Raw genomic sequence first — 17,369 nt, 5'->3', positions numbered from 1 at the left:
GCCCGGCACCCACTTCGGAAACGATGGGTTTCCGTCCTCTTGTTTCCGCTTTGGCCACTCCAGTCCATGACAACAGGTGCCTGGGATCAGTGTTCCGCCCGGACCACCCAAAAATCCGAAATGACCGGAAAAAGCGGTTCAGGGCCGCATCATGTCCTCGGGCAGCCCCTTGAAGGACGACGCGCGGCCGAGCGTTTCGCGATGGGCGGCCAGCCACTCTTCGGCCTGCGCACGACCCATCTCGCGCAAATCCTGGAGCACCGACCAGCGCGTGTCGACCTTGCTCGTCCCCGATGGCCCCGCCAGTTGGGGCGGCGGCGACAGTAGGTGCAGATTGACCCGCGCGATCGCCCGCATTCGCGGATCTCGAGAGGTTTCGGCACGGGCGACGTCCTGAATCTCCGACAGGGCGCGTAGGTCGCGGCGCAGACAGGCGTTGAAGCTGATATCGCTGACCCGGCGCATCACCTCACCGACCGAGCCGCCGACATCCTCGACGGTGAAGGGCGTGATCTGGACGATCATCATATCGGTCGCGCCGATCGCCTCGGTCAGCAGCGGCTCCAGCGCGGGGTTGGCGGTGAAGCCGCCGTCCCAATATTGCTCGCCTTCGATCTCCACCGCCGCGAACAGTTCGGGCAGACAGGCCGAGGCCATCAGCGCGTCGAGCGTCACATCCTCGCCGGTGAACAGCCGCGCCGATCCGCTCGCGATATGCGTCGCCGCGACATAGAAGGGCAGGCGCGTCTGGCGGGCGAGGAAGTCCAGGTCGATGCTTTCCGCGACCGCCTGTCGCAGCGCGCGCATGTCGCGCACGCCGGGCAGGAAAGGCGCGACATAGCGGCTGGAGAGTTTCGCGATGTCCAGCGACCGGCGCAGCAGCGGCTCGAAGAACGGACCGCCCATTGCGCCGACATCGAGCGGGGCGAGCGGAGAGGCATCGGCGACATGGCCCCATAGCCGCTCCAGCGCCGCCTTTGCCCCCGCCGCGCCCTCGGTCGCATAGCCCGCAACGACCGCCGCACCGTTGATTGCCCCGGCGCTGGCGCCGCTGACCCCGACGATCTCGATATCCTCTCGTCCAGCAGGCGCTCCACCACGCCCCAGCCATAGGCGCCATGCGCGCCGCCGCCTTGCAGCGCGAGGGCGACGCGGGGGCGCGACGGGACATGGGGTTCGAGACGGTCGGTCATGGCATACCTCCTTCTGCGTCGCGTCATGTTGCAACGCACAAAAGGCAAATGCCATCCCGTTTCGGTGGATTTTTATGGGGGTGTGGGGTCGATAACCCCGTTCCTCCCCTTGCAGGGGAGGAAACAGGTCCTACCGCTTGGTAAAGCCGCCGATCCCCGCGATCGCCAGCTTGGCGGCGGGCTTGGACATTTCGGCGAAGGTCAGCCGCAGATAGCGGACCGGCCGGACGCTGCTGAAGGGCAGGCGCTGGGTGGAGAGCGCATAGGCGATGTTCGAGAACTCGCCCGAGCCTGCCGGGGTCCAGCTCTTGCCGTCGACGCTCGTCTCCGCGACGTAACCACGCGGCGGAGCGGCGTCGATCATGACCTGACGCGAGGGCGTCAGGCTGAAGCCCGCGACATCGCGCACCTGGCCCATATCGACCGTGACGCTGGCGGGCTTGCCCGGTGTCGGGGCGGGCTGCACCCAGATGGTCTTGGCGTCGTTGTCGAGCAGCTTTTCGGCACCCGGCGCGGTGGCGGAGACGATATTCCAGTCGGTTGTCGCCAGCACGGTCGGGTCGCTCGACACGATGGCGGGGACGGGGACCGGCGCGACGCTCTGGAACAGCGAAACCTCGCTGATCGCGGGACACACGGGGGCGTCGACGATGCGCAGGCGGACCCGGCGTGCGGTAATGGGCTGGGGCAGGCGGATGATCCGCTGCGCGCTGATGCACTCATGTTCGGCCAGTTGCTGCCACCGGCCGTTCACCTCCGCATCGACCGCGAAGCGCGTGACGCGTAGCCCAAGCGGCAGATATTCGCGGATGCGGATCAGGTCGAAACGACGACCCGGCGGCAGGTCCAGCGTCAGGCTGGGCGTGGTCACGCCGTCCGGCGCGGACCAATAGGTGTCGCGCTGGCCGTCGAGCACCTTGGCCGCTTCATACCCCTTGCCGCGCACATGGCTGGCGCTGGCCACCGCGCCCTGCGCCAGGTCGGTCGCGAAGCTGGCGCGGATGGCGTCGCCGAAGCTCTTCAGGATCTTCACGTCCTGATCGGGAATACGCCCGCGCCGGTCGGGCGGCAGGTTCAGATTCATGTTGGTGCCGCGCGCCACCGAGGTGTCGAAATAGCCGACCAGGTTTTCCGGCGAGCGGACCTTCGAGTCCTCGTCGGCATGATAGAACCAGCCGGGCCGGATCGAGGTGTTGGTCTCGGCAGGCCACCAGAGAGCCCCGCCACGCACGCCCGAATTGCCCTCCGACTGGACATAGGGATGGTTCGGCATGGTCGGCCAGCAGGGATCGCCCGCGATACCGTCCTCATTGCCGACCCAGCGAATATCCGCGCCCAGCGGATCGAAGGTGCAGGCCATGGGCTGATGCTGATGGACCAGCGCGATGATCGAGGGCCAGTTATAATATTTGGGCGCGTCGATCTGCCGCGTCTCGCGTGCGCCGCCATAATAGCCGTCGCCGCCATTGGCCCCGTCGAACCAGAACTCGAACAGCTCGCCATAACCGGTGCAGAGTTCGACCACCTGCTTGCGGAAATATTCCACATAGGCTGGCCGCCCATATTCGGGATGGTTGCGATCCCAGGGCGAGAGATAGATGCCGAAGGCCAGCCCCGCGCGCTTGCAGGCGTCGGACATCTCGCGAACGATATCGCCCTGGCCGTTCTTGTACGGCGCGTTGCGGATGCAATGCTCGGTCAGCTTGGTCGGCCAGAGGCAGAAGCCGTCATGATGCTTCGCCGTCAGGATGATGCCCTTCAGGTTTCCCGCCTTGGCCGCCCCGACGATCTGGTCCGCGCTGAAGTCGCTCGGGTTGAACATCTTGGGGTCTTCGTCGCCATAACCCCATTCCTTGTCGGTGAAGGTGTTCATCGCGAAGTGGATGAAGGCATATTGCTCGCGCTGGTGCCAGCGCCACTGCCGGGCCGAGGGGACTGCGCCGTAAGGAGCGGGCGCAGCCGCCCCCTTTTGCGCGAAGGCGGGCGCGGCGGAGGCGACCAGCCCGGAGGCAAGGACGGCGCGGCGGGAGAAATCGGTCATCGTCAATTCGGCTCCGGGAGGGATCAGGCGGGCAGGTGGTCGAAGGACGGCGGGCGATCCTTGGGATCGCGGCCAAAGGCGGGGTTCGGCTTGGCGCCCATGGTGAAGGACAAGGTGCCGCCCTTGGACAGGGTGGCATGGTCGATCCAGCTCTTCGTCCAGGGACGACCGTTCCAGGTTACCGACTGGATATAGGGCGTGTCCGGGCCATTGCCCTTCGCCTCGACGACCAGCGTCTTGTCGCCGCCGACCGTCAGTTGCGCCCGGTCGAACAGCGGTCCGCCGAAGACGTACGCGCCGCTGACCGGATCGACCGGATAAAAGCCGAGCGCGGAGAAGAGGAACCACGCGCTCATCTGGCCGCAATCGTCATTGCCGATGATGCCGTCGGGCGCGTTCTTGTACATCTCGGTCAGCAGGCGGCGGACCATCCGCTGGGTTTTCCACGGGGCACCGACATAGGCATAGAGATAGGCCGCATGCTGGTCCGGCTCGTTGCCGTGCGCATATTGGCCGACCAGACCCGAGATGTCCGGCGGCGCATTCTTGGGCAGGGTCGAGGACGCACTGAACAGCTCGTCCAGCTTCGCCTCGAACTTCGCGTCGCCGCCCATGTGGCGGATCAGGCCATAGACATCATGCTGGTTGAGGAAGGTCGCCTGCCAGCCATTCGCCTCGGTATAATCGCGCCACCACGGCTTGGGCATGTGGCCGAGCTGGACGGGGTCGTAATCCTTCCACCAGCTGCCGTCGCTGAAACGGGGGCGAGCGAAATTGATCGAGGGGTCGATGACGTTGCGCCAGTTGCCCGAGCGCTTGCGCAGCCGGTCGGCCTCGGCAGTCTTGCCGACGCGGCGCGCGATGTGCGACGCGGCCCAGTCGTCATAGGCATATTCCTGGGTCCGGCTGACGCTCTCGAACCACTTGTCCGCGGGCACATAGCCCTTGGCGTCATACAGGTCGCGGCCCTTGCTATTGTCCATGTCGGGCGCGGTGAAGTCGAAGCTGCGCTTGGCGATGCCGGGCCAGGCGGCGGCATAGTCGGCGGGAATGCCCTTCACCATCGCCTCGGCCATGATCGGCGTGCCGTGCCAGCCGATCATGATCCCGGTCTCCTTGCCCTGCAGCGTCCAGACCGGCGGGCCATAGGCGCTTTGCTGGGTCTGGCGGATGATGTCGTCGACCAGCTTCTTGGCCTGGGCCGGCTGGGTCAGGATCAGCCAGGGGTGGAGCGCCCGGTACGTGTCCCAGGTGGAGAAGGTGCTGTAGGCGAACTGCCCGGCGGGGGCCTTGTGCACCTGTCCGTCCAGCCCGACGTAACGGCCGTCGACGTCCGAGAAGAGCGTCGGCGCGATCAGCGTGTGGTAATTGGCCGAGGCCATGATCGTCTGCTGGTCGGGGGTGCCGCCCTCGACGCGAACGCCGCCCATTGTTTCGGCCCAGCGGGTCATGGCGGCGCGGCGGACGTGGTCGAAGTCCCAGTGCTTCGCTTCTGCGGCCAGGTTCGCCTTGGCGCCCGCGACATCGACCGCCGAGATGCCGCAGCGGATCAGCAGCGGCGCATCGCCCAGTTCGTCGAAGAACAATGCGGCCTTCAGGCGGTTGCCCTTGACGGCGGTGCCGTTCGCAGGCGTGTCGCCGTCGCCGTAAAGCTGGATGCGCGAAGGCTTCTTCGACAGCTGCATCGCAAAGAAGATGCGGCGCCCCTTGGCCCAGCGGAACACGCGGCGGGTGCCGGTGATCGTGCCGTCGGGCTCGATGGTCAGCTCGGCGTCGGTGATCAGCGGCTTGGCGTCGCTCTTGTCGAGGACGAGATGCGACAGGTCGACCAGCACATGGCCCGGCCCCTTGGGATAGGTGTAGCGATGCCAGCCCGTCCGCTCGGTCACGGTCAGTTCGGCCAGCACGCCGGACTCGAGCTTCACCCGGTAATAGCCGGGTTCGGCCTGTTCGTCCGAATAACGCTGGTGATAGCCTTCATCGGGGTTGGAGAGCGGCCCCGCGACCAGCTTCAGCTCGCCGCGCGTCGGCACGACCAGCACGTCCAGCATGTCGCCGATGCCGGTGCCCGACAGATGGGTATGGCTGAACCCCATGATCGAGCCGTCGCCATGATGATAGCCCGAACAGGTGTCCCAGCGCTCGACATCGGTATCGGGGCTCAACTGCACCATGCCGAAGGGCATCACGGCACCCGGATAGGTATGGCCGTCACCGCCGGTACCGACAAACAGATTGGGACGGGCGACCGGCATCGGCACGGCGGCGCTGACGCCTCCGATCGGCAGGCTGGCGATCGCGGTCCCGGCGAGGAGCGAGCGGCGGGTCAAAATCATGCGAACGTCTCCCGCAATACTTCCGGCCGGGTGGCCGCGACATGGACGACCAGCTCGCCGAACAGGCCATTGGCCCAGGCGAACCAGTCGCGTGTGAACTTGGCGGGATCGTCGATATCGACCCCTTCGTGAATGAAGCCCGTACCGCCATGCGACCCACGGATCATCGCGAGGCTCGACCGCAGCAGCGCAGGGTCGCTCGAAGTCAGCGCGCGGGTGATGATCGACATCGGCCAGACCTGACCCGGCCCGGTATGCGGGCCGCCGATACCGGTCAGCGCCTTGCCCTCGAAATACCAGGGATTGGCCTTGCTCCAGCATGCTGCAACCGTCCGCTGCCACAGCGGATCGGCTGCATCGACGCAGCGGAGATAGGCCAGGCCCGACAGCGAGGGCACATTGGCGTCGTCCATGAAGACGGCATTGCCATAGCCATCGACCTCATAGGCCCAGACGCGCTCGCCGCTCGGCAGCGTCATCGTGCCGAACTGCCTGAGCGCAGCTTCGACCTCGGCGGCCAGCGTGGTGGCGTCCTGTGCCAGCGCGGGCTCGCCGACCGCGTTCGACAGCGCCGCCAGTTCGCGCAGCGTCGTCATCGCGAACAGGTTGGCGGGGACGAACTGGCCGTAGAGACACGCATCGTCCGAGGGGCGGAAGCCCGAATGGATCATGCCGTTGGGACGCGTCGGCAGGCCATAGCCGCGATAGAGCGTCTCGGTCGGCTCGGGCGCGGAGCGGCGGAAGCGATAGGGGCCGGAGCCTTCCTTCCGCTGCTGTTCGCGGAAGGTCTTCACGATCAGGCGCGCCGAGGCTTTCCACTCGGCGTCGAACGGCGTCGTGTCGCCCGTCTCGCGCCAATAATCATGCGCCAGCCGGATCGCGTAGCAAAGCGAGTCGATCTCCCATTTCCGCTCGGCGACGCCGGGCTTCATGTCGGTATCGTCCTTCAACGCCCAGCTGAGGTTCGTCTTGGCGGTCGGGTCCTGCATGAAGGCATTGGCGTAAGGGTCGATCAGGATCGACCGCGCCTGCCGCCCGATCAGCCCCCGGAACAGCCGTCCCAGCGCCGGATCGCGCTTCACCAGATGCAGATAGGGCCGTAACTGCGCCGCCGAGTCCCGCAGCCACAGGCAGGGGATGTCGCCGGTGATGACGAAGGCGTCCGCCTTGCCGTTTACTTGCGCCAGCGACAACACGGTCGTGTCGAGCGTGTTGGGATAGCAGTTGCCGAACATCCAGCGGAGTTCGGGATCGGCGATCAGCTTCGAGATGCGGGTGATCTCCGCCTCGACCGCCTTCGACACGAAACGGCGGTCGGCGACGGCCGGGCGCTTGCTGGGGAAGGCGGGCGCGGCGGCGAAGGCCGGGGCGGCGGCGAGCGCCGCGCCCCCGGCGATCAGTTCACGACGGTTCGGGGTCATTTGGGCAGGTCCTGCGCGGTGCCGGTCACGGTGAACTGCGTCCATTGCCCCGCGCCGTCACCCGGCTGGCCGCCGCCGATATAGAGCTTGTAGGTGCCCGGCAGGATGCGGCGGGTGCCGTCTCGCCAGACCTGGCTCATCAGGCGCGGATCGATGGTGAAGCGCGCCGTGCCCGCCTGACCGGGCTTGAGTGCAACGCGGGTGAAGCCGACCAGCTGGCGTTGCAGCACGGGGTCGGTCAGCACCAGCTTCTCGTCCGTGGCCGGCGGGACCAGATAGGCCTGGGTCACTTCCTCACCGGCGCGCTGGCCGATATTGCGCAGTTGCACCGCGACATCGACCGGCTGGCCCACCGCGACGCTGGCGGTAACGGTCGGCTGGCCATAGTCAAACTTGGTGTAGCTCAGGCCGTGACCGAAGCCCCAGGCGGGCTTGCCGGTGAAGTAGCGATAGGTGCGCTCCTTCATGCCGTAATCGGCAAAGGCAGGCAGGTCGGCGGTCGACTGATAGATGGTGACGGGCAGGCGACCCGACGGGTTCACGTCACCGCTGAGAATCTCGGCCAGCGCGGTGCCGCCCTCGGTGCCCGGATAAAAGGCCGCCAGCGTCGCGGCGGGCTTGAAGTCGCCCAGCGACACCGCCGAGCCCGACATGACGACCGCGACCACCGGCTTGCCGGTCGCCTGGAGCGCGGCGAGCAGCTTGCGTTGCGGCTCGGGCAGCACGACCTCGGTCCGGTCGCCGCCTGCGAAACCGGGCACCGAGACGCCCAGCGCCTCACCCTCCAGATCGGGTGACAGGCCGACGACGGCGATCAGCACGTCGGCGGTCCCGGCGACCTTCAGTGCCTCGGCGGTCAGTGCCTCGGCAGGCGGCAGCCATTGCAGGCGCAGGCCCTCATCGCCGCCCTTATGGTCGATCTCGACTCGGATACGACGCGGCGCGGAACCGTCGATCGTCGTTTCCAGCGCCTTGCCGCCGATCACATCGTCCACGACCAGCCGGTCGTCGACATAAAGCTTCACCGCGTCATGCGCGGGGCAAGCGTGCCAGCAGGCGGGGCCGTCGAGGCGCAAGCGGTACTGGCCCGGCCCCGGCGGGGTCAGCGTTCCGGTCCAGCGGCGCTGGAAGGGCGCGGTCTTGGTATAGTTGAAGTCGATGCGGCGATCCTGGCCCGCGACCGACCATTGGCCGTTCGCGCCCATGGTTTCGACCGTCAGGCCGGGCTTGCCGTTCGCCGACAGCGCGGTTTCGGGCACGCCGACGAACGCGCCTTCGGCCAGCACCGAGCCTTGCGCATAGCGGACGTTGCGGCCGAACCTGGCGCGAATGCCGTCGAGCGGGGTGACGGGGTTGATCGCGGTGCCATGATAATTGCCCTCCAGCACGCCCAGATCGTCGGCATCTGCGCCGAACACCGCGAGCGTCTTGCCCTTGAGCGGCAGCATGTCGTTCGGGTTGTCGAGCAGGATGATGCCCTTGCGGGCCGTCTCCAGCGCCAACGCGCGGTGGGCGGGGGTGCCGACTTCGCTCGCCTTGATCCGGTTCCAGGGCGAATCCACCGTCAGCATCCGCCGCACCGCCAGCGCGCGGGCCAGCGCAGTGTCGATCTCACCCTCGGTAATCAGGCCGCGCTCCACCGCCTGCGGCAGCGAGAGATAGGCCTTGCCGCAATTCAGGTCGGTGCCCGCACGCAGCGCCGCCGCCGCCGCCGCCGGTGCATCGGGCTGAGCATGGTGAAACATCCAGATATTGCCGACCGCATCGCAGTCCGACACGACGAGGCCGTTGAAACCCCAGTCGGTGCGCAGCCGCTGGGTCAGCAGCATCGGGTTGGCACAGACCGGCGTGCCGTGGATCGCGTTATAGGCGCACATCAGCGACAGCGCCTTGCCCTCGGTCACGGTCGCGCGGAAGGCGGGGAGGTAGGTCGCCTCCAGATCGCGCGGGGACACCATCACGTCGAAGCTGTCGCGCCCGCCCTCGGGGCCGGAATGGACCGCCATATGCTTGACGGTCGCGATGACCTTGGGATGCTTCAGGTCCGGGCCTTGCAGGCCGCGCACGAAGGCGATGCCGATGCGGCTGGTGAGGAAGGGGTCCTCGCCGTACGTTTCCTGGCCCCGGCCCCAGCGCGGATCGCGGAAGATGTTGATGTTGGGCGACCAGATGGTCAGCCCCTGGTACAGCCCGCGATCGGCGTTCAGCGGCTGCGAATTGAACTTGGCGCGCGCCTCGACCGCGACGACATCGCCGACCTTCTGGATCAGCGCGGGGTCCCAGGTCGCGGCCATGCCCATCGCCTGCGGAAACACGGTCGACGGCCCGTTGCGGGCGATGCCGTGCAGCCCCTCGCTCCACCAGTCATAGGCGGGCAGGTTCAGCGCGGGCTCGGCGGGGGCTTCGTTGACCAGCTGCGCCGCCTTTTGCGCGACGGTCAGCTTCTGCGCCTCCGGGGGAAGGGCGGGGGTGGCGGCCTGACCGGCGGCGGCGAGGAGGAGGAACGGGATCACTGGGCGTCCTTCGGACCGAGGGTGTAGATTTTGAGCTCGCGCGCCAGGGTGGCGGCGTCCGCGTCGCTTTGAATGGTGAGCGTGATGCTCTCGCCAGGCAACAGGTCGAAACCGTCATCCGAGGGTTCGGCGGCGGTGGTGCCGAAATTGACCTGCACCTGCCGCGCGAGGTTGCGCGCGGTCAGCGTCAGTCGCTTGCCCGCCCAGCGCGCGGCGATGCCCGGCGCGGGGTAGAGCATGTCGCGCGGCACCTTCCGCTCGATGATCTGGCGGGCGACGATCTTGTCGCCGTCGAACAGTTCGGCGACGCCGTAGCTGCTTTCCGGCGCGGCACCCGCAAACAGCGTCGCGTCGGGGATCGTCGCGACATCGCTGGCCGAGGCGGCGGCCATGGTCACGCTGCCGCTCTGCGAGCCCAGCTTGCGGCCGTCCATGCCATAGCCGGTGACGCGCCAGCCGAGCGGCTTGGGCGTCGTGGCGTCGGACACCAAGGCGATCCGCGTCGCACCGGGCTTGGTCTCCGCCACGATGGTCTGGGGTGCGAAGAAGCGGCGGACCTCGTGCTGGAGCATCTTGTCATGCCCGGTCCAGTCGATGCTCGACCAGCTGATCGCGGGCCAACTGTCGTTGAGCTGCCAGTAGAGCGAACCCAAAGTCACCGGGCGGCAAGCGCGGTGGTGCCGCGCGGCCAGGCCGATGGCGCGGGCCTGCATCGCCTGGGACAGATAGACCATATCGGCGAAGTCGCGCGGATCGCGCAGATTCTGCTTCAGGTAGAAGGTGACGCGCTCATTGCCTTCGCCCGCCAGGAACTTCTGGTGCGCCTTCATTACCGGGCTGTCGATGCGGAAGTCCTCGGGCGCGGCGAAGGTCGCGATGGTCGACAGGTCGGGGAAGGCCTGGAAGCCATATTCCGACATGAAGCGCGGGCAGCTATCGGTATAGCGCTCGATCGGCTTGGAACCCGACCACACGTCCCAGAAATGGCGGTCGCCGTCCTTGTCGGTGTCCGTCGGCCCCTCATAATCGGTCGAGGGCGAGCCCGGCCAATAGGGGATGCCGGGCGCGTTCTTGACCACCGCTTCGCGCAGCACGCGATCGAACAGCACCGCCATGCCGGTGCCGATCCGCTCCTGCTCGTCCGGGCCGACCGCCTTCTTGAACGCCTTGCGATCCGACCAGTTTTCCCAGCCCGACAGCACTTCGTTATTGCCCGCCCAGATGACCAGCGAGGGATGGGATTGCAGGCGCGCGACCTGCTCCTCGGCCTCGATACGGACATTCTCGCGGAACTTGGCGTCGGGGGGCGTGACCGCGCCGCCGAACATGAAGTCCTGCCAGACCATCAGGCCCAGCTCGTCGGCGGCGTCGTAGAAGCTGTGCTCGGGATAATAGCCGCCGCCCCAGATGCGGACGATGTTCATGTTCGCCGCAACCGCTTTTTCCAGCATCTGGCGCTCGGTGGTGGCGGCTACGCGCGACGGGAAGGCGTCGAAGGGAATGACGTTGGTGCCCTTGGCGAAGATCACATTGCCGTTGATCTTCAGCCCGAAGCTGCCGTCCTTCCGGACCAGCTCGACGGTGCGCAGGCCGGTGCGCTTCTCGACCGCATCCGCCCCGGCCAGTGCGGCATTGACGGTGTAGAGCGGATGCGCGCCGAAGCCGATCGGCTGCCAGCGCTGCGGTTTGGTGATCGCGACGGGGACGACAACGTCATTCTCACCCGGCTGGAGCGCGACATCGCGGCGGACCTTGATGCGCTTGCCATCGGGGCCGGTGACGGTCACGTCCATCCGCGCCGTCTGCGCGCGGTCGGCGACGACTGAGGCACGGGCGAGGATACGTGCCTCGGCATCGGTCAGCGCCTCCTGCTCGATGCGCAGATTGTCGATGCGCGCGGCATCCCATGCTTCCAGACGGGCGGGGCGCCAGATGCCGACATTGACGATGCGCGGTGCCCAGTCCCAGCCATATTGGTATTTCGGCTTGCGGATATAGGGGGAGGTCTGAACACCCTTGGGCTCGTCGCCGTAGGGCGAGTCATATTCGCCGGGCAGCGGATGCTTCTCGGCCAGCACCATCGGCTGGAGCGTCTTGATCGGCGAGGCGAAGGTGACGACGATCTCGTTCGCGCCCGCCTTCAGCAGCGGCTTGGCATCGGCCCGCCAGCGGCGATGCGCATTGTCGGCGGACAGCAGGCGCTGCCCGTTGACCGTGACGGTCGCGAAGGTGTCGAGCCCGTCGAACACCAGGTCCAGGTGATCGCGGGCGAGCATGGCGGGGGTGACGTCCAGATTGGTGCGATACTGCCACCCGGTCAGGCCCGCCCACTGGATCGGGGCCTCGTTCGCGCCCTTATAGGGATCGGGCACGATGTTCGCGGCGATCAGGTCCTGCTGCACGCTGCCGGGCACGGTCGCGGCCAGCCAATTCGCCGCCTGTGGGTGCGCGCCGGCGGCGGCGGTGTCCTTCGGGTCGATCCGAACCTGCCACCGGTCGAGCGTCGCCACCGTCTTGGGCGCGGCCAGCGCTGGAGCCGCCATCGGCAGGGGCAGGGCGAGCGCGGCCAGGATCAGACCGAGACGATGTTTCACAGCGATTTCCCCGAAAGCGGCATCGCTGCGCCGGGTCGGGCCGACCGCGTACAGGATGCAGGACTATGGCTTGGACCAGAAAGGGGCGCACGGCGCGGACGCGCGACGACGGCGGGGCAGGTCCCCGATCGCGCCAGGCTCTTTCTCGCCATCCGTCACCCCCGTCATCACCGGCTTGTCGTGCGCCGGTATTCTCATGGTATGTTTTGGTATCATGGCGAGGTGAACGGGGGGCGTCCACCCATTTTCTGGTACGATCTTCTATCCCATTGCACCTGCAATGGATTGGCGGCTCAATGCGCCATGCCCAGCGCCAGCAGCCCGATGATCCAGATCAGCAAAACGGCCGCCGCCATGACCGAGACGACCAGCGTCATCAGTAGGCCCGACACCAGGCCCAGGCGATAGGCCCCGCGAATCTGAAGGAACAGATGCACGGGAAAGGCGAGCATCAGCAGCGCCAGGCCGGGCAGATGCGCCAGCTTCGTCCACAGGATCATCACGACCATCAGCAGGCTGACGAAGCTGAGCGAATAGGTGACGAACACCGCATGATCGAACATCGCCAGCCCGCGCTTCCACAGGAAGAACAGCCGCATGAACGGCATCGACAACAGGATCAACGCCCAGGAAAATTTATAGCCGTTCGCCTCCATCTTGAAGAGGAGGAACTCGGGGTCGCGAATGGCATGGACGATCTTGGCATCCAGCGATTTCCAGCCGGTGATGACCTGCTGCTGATGTTCACCGGAATTGGAATGGGTTTCGTCTCCAGCACCCAGCGTCATGGCACTGGCGGTGAAGTCCATGCCTTGCTTTTGGTCGACCAGCTCCGCCCGTTCCTTGTCGAGCAGGGCGGTATCACGTTTGGCGGCGACGGCCGCGGCGCGATCGCGGTCGATCACCGCAATCCGCTGGTCGACCTTGGCGACTTCGGCGCGCAACTCAGTCGCGGCCTCCTGCGTGCCGGGTGCATGGAATGTCGCAAAGCCCCCAAGGGCCGAATAGGCGATATAGAGCAGGAAGACGCTGAACAGATACAGCGCCAGCGGGGACAGGAAACGCCGTCGCTCGCCCGCGATATAGCGGCGGGTCAGTTCGCCGGGTTTGATGACGAGCATCGCCATCGTCCGCCACACCTGTCCCTCGATATGCAGGACGCCATGGCTGAAATCATGCCACCATGCGCCCAGCGTGCGATGGATGTGCGACGATTGGCCGCAAGCGTGACAATAATGGCCGACCAGCGCCGTGCCGCAATTCAGACAGGCCTTCGCCTCGTCTCCCAGCATCTTGTCCCCCTGCATCTTATCCCCTTATCGATGCAAACCCCATTGACGAGACACGATAATTCGCCGCCCGACGCAAGGCCAAAGATCGTCGCGGCGGTCAGCTTTGCGCCGACAGGCGGGTATCGACCAGGTCGAGCTCGCGCCCCAGCCGCTGCGCGGTCTCCGACCCGATGGCACGCGCGTTGAGCAAGTCGAACACGACCCGCCGCTCGGCCCGGATCGCGGCCAGCCGCATCCGCCTCTCGACATCCTCCAGCCGCTCGGCATCGGGATCGACATCACCCTCCAGCGTGTCGATCCGGCTGCGATAGCCGTCCATCAGGCGCGACGCGATCTCGACATATTGGTCGGCATCGTCGCGACCCTCGGCCATTTCATGCTGGAGCCGCTCCAGCTCGGCGATGGCGGCCTTGGCGGCGGCGACGCGGGTATGGTCCAGTTCGCTCATGCCGTCCTGGACGGGCAGGGCAAGGCCACGCAGCAGCAGCGGCAGGGTCAGGCTGGCGATGACCAGCGAGGACAGGATGACGCCGCATGCCAGGAAGATCACCAGATCGCGCGCGGGGAAGGGCGTCCCGTCGCCCAGCGTCAGCGGCAGGGTCAGGGCACCCGCCAGGGTGATCGCACCGCGTGCGCCCGCCACCGACATGGCGGTGATGACCCGGCGCGGCGGGCTGGTGCGGCCCGGCGTGCCGCGTTGCCGGAACAGGGTCAGCCGCAGCGCGACCCAGGTCCAGGCGAAACGAAGCGCCGCCAGCCCCGCGACGATCGCCAGCACATACAGGCCCAGCCACCACAGACTGTCATGTCCGGTCAGCATCACCGTGTCGCGCGCGCCAGCAAACACTTGCGGCAATTGCTCGCCCAGCAGCACGAAGATGATGCCGTTCAGTGTGAATTGCAGCATGTCCCACACCGCCTGCCGCCGGATGCGAGTGGCGGCCTTCACGCCCGACGAGACGTTGGTGAAGGACATGGCGATGCCCGCCGCCGCCGCCGCCAGCACGCCCGAGCTTTCGACATGTTCGGCGACCAGATAGGCGGCGAAGGGGATCAGCAGGCTGACTAGGATGTTCGACCCGCTGTCGTCGCCGAAACGCCGCGCGAACAGGCTCTTGGCGGTGATCGTGCCCCAGGCGATGGCGACGCCCAGCCCGACGCCCGACACCGCCATCCAAGCGAAGGTCAGCCCGGCATGGGTCAGCGAAAAGGCGCCGGTCAGCGCGGCGGCGACCGCGAAGCGCAGGCAGACCAGGCCCGAGGCGTCGTTCAGCAGCGACTCCCCCTCCAGGATGTGCATCATGCGCTTGGGGATCGGCACCTTCTGCGCGATGGCCGACACTGCGATCGGGTCGGTCGGCGATACCACGGCGGCCAGCGCAAAGGCGACCGCATAGGGCATGGCGGGGATCATCCAGTGGATGAACAACCCCATGCCCAGCACCGTCAGGAACACCAGCCCCAGCGCCAACCCCAAAATCGCGCCCGCGTCGCGGAACAGCTCGTCCTTCGGAATGCGCCAGCCGTCGAGGAACAGCAGAGGCGGCACGAAGAGCAGGAAAAAGATTTCGGGGTCGAGTTCGACGCGGATCTGCGCAATCCCGCCGATCACCGCGCCGAGCGCGATCTGGACGAGTGGCCGTGGAAGCGCCGAGGGCAACAGGCGGGAAACGACCCCGCTCAGCACCACGGCGAGGAGCAGGAACAAGCTAAGCGTAACGATGTCCAATCGGGGACCTTTCGGGTGCAGCGGTTGGAGTGGCCATGGCGACGGACGGCACGACCGGCATATCAGCGAAAGGCGAGGGGCAAGGCCGACACGAATCGCGCGAGGGTTAACCATGACACGCGCGGCAAGGGGCGTTCAACCCGTTAAACGGGCTTTATGGGTTGATCCATGCTGTCTTATGTCCTCCCCTGGCAGGGAGGTGGCGCGCGAAGCGCGTCGGAGGGGTGTCCCCCTCTCGATAGCGTGACACCCCTCCGTCAGGGCTGCGCCTTGCCACCTCCCCTTCCAGGGGAGGAATAGTTCAGGCGGCCGCTCTCAACTCGCGGTCTATGGGGGCGAGGGCCCCCAGGAACTGCTCGGCGCTGGCCCGCCAGGAAAAGCCCTGCCCATAAGCCGCGCACGCTTCGCGATCGAGCGTCAGGGCTCCCGCGATGGCCCGGTCCAGCGCCTCGTCCATCACCCCGGTCTCGGGGCTGAGAACGTCGAGCGGCCCCTGCACCGGCAGGGCGGCGACGGGCGTTCCGCAGGCCAGCGCCTCGATCATCACCAGCCCGAACGTATCGGTCCGGCTGGGGAAGACGAAGACGTCCGCCGTACGGTAGATGGCGGCCAGATCCTCGCCGAACTTGGCGCCGAGGAAGCGGACATCGGGATATTGCTCGGCCAGTGCCGCGCGGGCCGGGCCGTCGCCGACCACGACCTTGGTACCCGGCGTCCGTGTTTCGAGAAACGCCGCGATGTTCTTCTCGACGGCGACCCGACCCGCATAGAGCTGCACCGGGCCGGGCAGCCCCGCGACCATTTCGTTACGCGGCCCCTCGGCCCGAAAGAGCGCGGTGTCGACGCCGCGTCCCCAATGCCGGTTCTGCGGCAGGCCATGCGCGGCCAGCGTCGCGGCCACGCTGGGCGTCGAGGCCAAGATCGCGGTCGACGGCGCGTGGAACCAGCGGACATAGCGCCAGACGAATTCCGGGCTGACCGCCTTGACCCGTGCCGCCACATATTCGGGGAATTGCGTATGATAGGCGGTGGTGAAGGGCAGGCCGCGCGACAGGCACCAGCGCCGCGCGAGCAGCCCCAGCGGCCCTTCCGTCGCGATGTGCACGGCGTCGGGGGCAAACCGGCTCAGCGCCCGCCCGACCGCACCGGGGGCGGGCAGCGCCAGACGGATTTCGGGGTAAGTGGGGCAGGGGATCGAGGCGAAGAGGTCGGGGGAAACCACGCGGACCTCATGGCCCATCGCGCGCAGCTCGCCTGTCACCGATTGCAGAGTGCGGACCACGCCGTTGACCTGGGGCGCCCAGGCGTCGGTGACGATCGCGATCCGCATCCGGCCTTGTCCTTCCCGATCAGGCGGCGATGGCGGCGACGGTCGGCTTGCTCCGTCGGGCCTCCATCTCGTCGCCCCAGTGCAGGATTTCCATCGTGCCGTCGAAATGCTCGACCAGCGCGGTGCAGCCCTCCACCCAGTCGCCGTCATTATAATAGGTGACGCCGTTGATGTCGCGGATTTCGGCGGTGTGGATATGGCCGCACACCACCCCGTCGACGCCGCGTGCGCCCGCCGCATGGGCGACGACTTCCTCGAAATGCGAGATGAAGGCGACGGCGTTCTTCACCTTGGCCTTGGCGTGCTTGGACAGCGACCAATAGGGGCGCTTCATCCACCGCCGGACGATGTTGACCCAGCGGTTCACCTCCATCAGCGCGGTATAGGCGAAGTCGCCGACATGGGCGAGCCAGCGATGCGCCAGCGTGATCGCGTCGAACTCGTCACCGTGCAGGACCAGCAGGCGGCGGCCGTCCGCCGTCTCGTGGATCGCCTTGCGACAGATGGCGATGCCGCCGAAATCCATGCCGGTGAACTGGCGAAAGATCTCGTCGTGATTGCCGGGGATATAGACGACGCGGGTGCCGCGCTTGGCACGCTTGAGCAGGCGCCAGACCACGTCGTTGTGCGCGGCGGGCCAGTAGAATTTCTTCTTCAGCCGCCAGCCGTCGATCATGTCGCCGACCAGATACATGGTCTCGCTGTCGACATGGTCCAGAAAGTCGATCAGCATCTCGGCATTGCAGCCGCGCGTGCCGAGATGCACGTCCGAGATCCAGATGGTGCGGTAACGGCGGCGCTCATGGCCCTCGGGCTCCGGCGTCACCGGCGCGCGGGGGATGAAGTCGAGGATGGCGGCGTCTTCGTGCAGCGAGCCATCGATCGGAATGCTGGTCATCGGCATCGTCGGAACCCCACGC

The 17,369-nt window shown here is 66.9% G+C and carries 10 protein-coding genes; all 10 read right to left on the bottom strand.

The window, feature by feature from the left end:
* Nucleotides 1-138: 138 nt before the first annotated feature.
* A complete protein-coding gene (locus tag ACWKSV_RS07075; protein WP_216637070.1) occupies nucleotides 139-1,248 on the bottom strand; it encodes a patatin-like phospholipase family protein in 1,110 nt (369 codons plus the stop codon).
* A 75-nt stretch (nucleotides 1,249-1,323) separates the two neighbouring features.
* On the bottom strand, nucleotides 1,324-3,234 hold the full coding sequence (locus tag ACWKSV_RS07070) for an alpha-L-fucosidase (RefSeq protein WP_076716736.1): 1,911 nt from the start codon (nucleotides 3,232-3,234) through the stop codon (nucleotides 1,324-1,326).
* A 23-nt stretch (nucleotides 3,235-3,257) separates the two neighbouring features.
* Entirely contained in the window at nucleotides 3,258-5,570 is a 2,313-nt protein-coding gene (locus tag ACWKSV_RS07065; protein ID WP_076716734.1) for a GH92 family glycosyl hydrolase, read from the bottom strand.
* Nucleotides 5,567-6,991 (bottom strand): glycoside hydrolase family 125 protein, encoded by a 1,425-nt coding sequence (locus ACWKSV_RS07060; protein WP_076716733.1) that lies wholly within the window; start codon nucleotides 6,989-6,991, stop codon nucleotides 5,567-5,569. Before ACWKSV_RS07060 ends, ACWKSV_RS07065 begins: the two co-directional genes overlap by 4 nt.
* Complete coding sequence (locus ACWKSV_RS07055) at nucleotides 6,988-9,504, bottom strand: glycoside hydrolase family 3 C-terminal domain-containing protein (RefSeq protein WP_076716731.1); 2,517 nt, start codon at nucleotides 9,502-9,504, stop codon at nucleotides 6,988-6,990. Before ACWKSV_RS07055 ends, ACWKSV_RS07060 begins: the two co-directional genes overlap by 4 nt.
* Nucleotides 9,501-12,047 (bottom strand): beta-mannosidase, encoded by a 2,547-nt coding sequence (locus ACWKSV_RS07050; RefSeq protein ID WP_156884383.1) that lies wholly within the window; start codon nucleotides 12,045-12,047, stop codon nucleotides 9,501-9,503. The genes ACWKSV_RS07055 and ACWKSV_RS07050 overlap by 4 nt, the downstream gene beginning before the upstream one ends.
* A gap of 344 nt (nucleotides 12,048-12,391) precedes the next feature.
* Nucleotides 12,392-13,405, bottom strand: coding sequence for a DUF3667 domain-containing protein (locus ACWKSV_RS07045; RefSeq protein WP_076716727.1), 1,014 nt, complete (start codon nucleotides 13,403-13,405; stop codon nucleotides 12,392-12,394).
* Between the two features lie 82 nt (nucleotides 13,406-13,487).
* Nucleotides 13,488-15,119, bottom strand: a complete 1,632-nt coding sequence (locus tag ACWKSV_RS07040; protein ID WP_076716725.1) for a Na+/H+ antiporter — start codon at nucleotides 15,117-15,119, stop codon at nucleotides 13,488-13,490.
* A 301-nt stretch (nucleotides 15,120-15,420) separates the two neighbouring features.
* Nucleotides 15,421-16,449 (bottom strand): glycosyltransferase family 4 protein, encoded by a 1,029-nt coding sequence (locus tag ACWKSV_RS07035; protein WP_076716723.1) that lies wholly within the window; start codon nucleotides 16,447-16,449, stop codon nucleotides 15,421-15,423.
* A 19-nt stretch (nucleotides 16,450-16,468) separates the two neighbouring features.
* Nucleotides 16,469-17,353, bottom strand: a complete 885-nt coding sequence (locus ACWKSV_RS07030) for a UDP-2,3-diacylglucosamine diphosphatase (RefSeq protein WP_156361293.1) — start codon at nucleotides 17,351-17,353, stop codon at nucleotides 16,469-16,471.
* Nucleotides 17,354-17,369 lie beyond the last annotated feature (16 nt).

The organism is Sphingomonas sp. SphC10 (assembly GCF_057004845.1).
The sequence above is the reverse complement of the archived record's forward strand: the minus strand, read 5'-3'. Positions and strand labels throughout refer to the sequence as shown.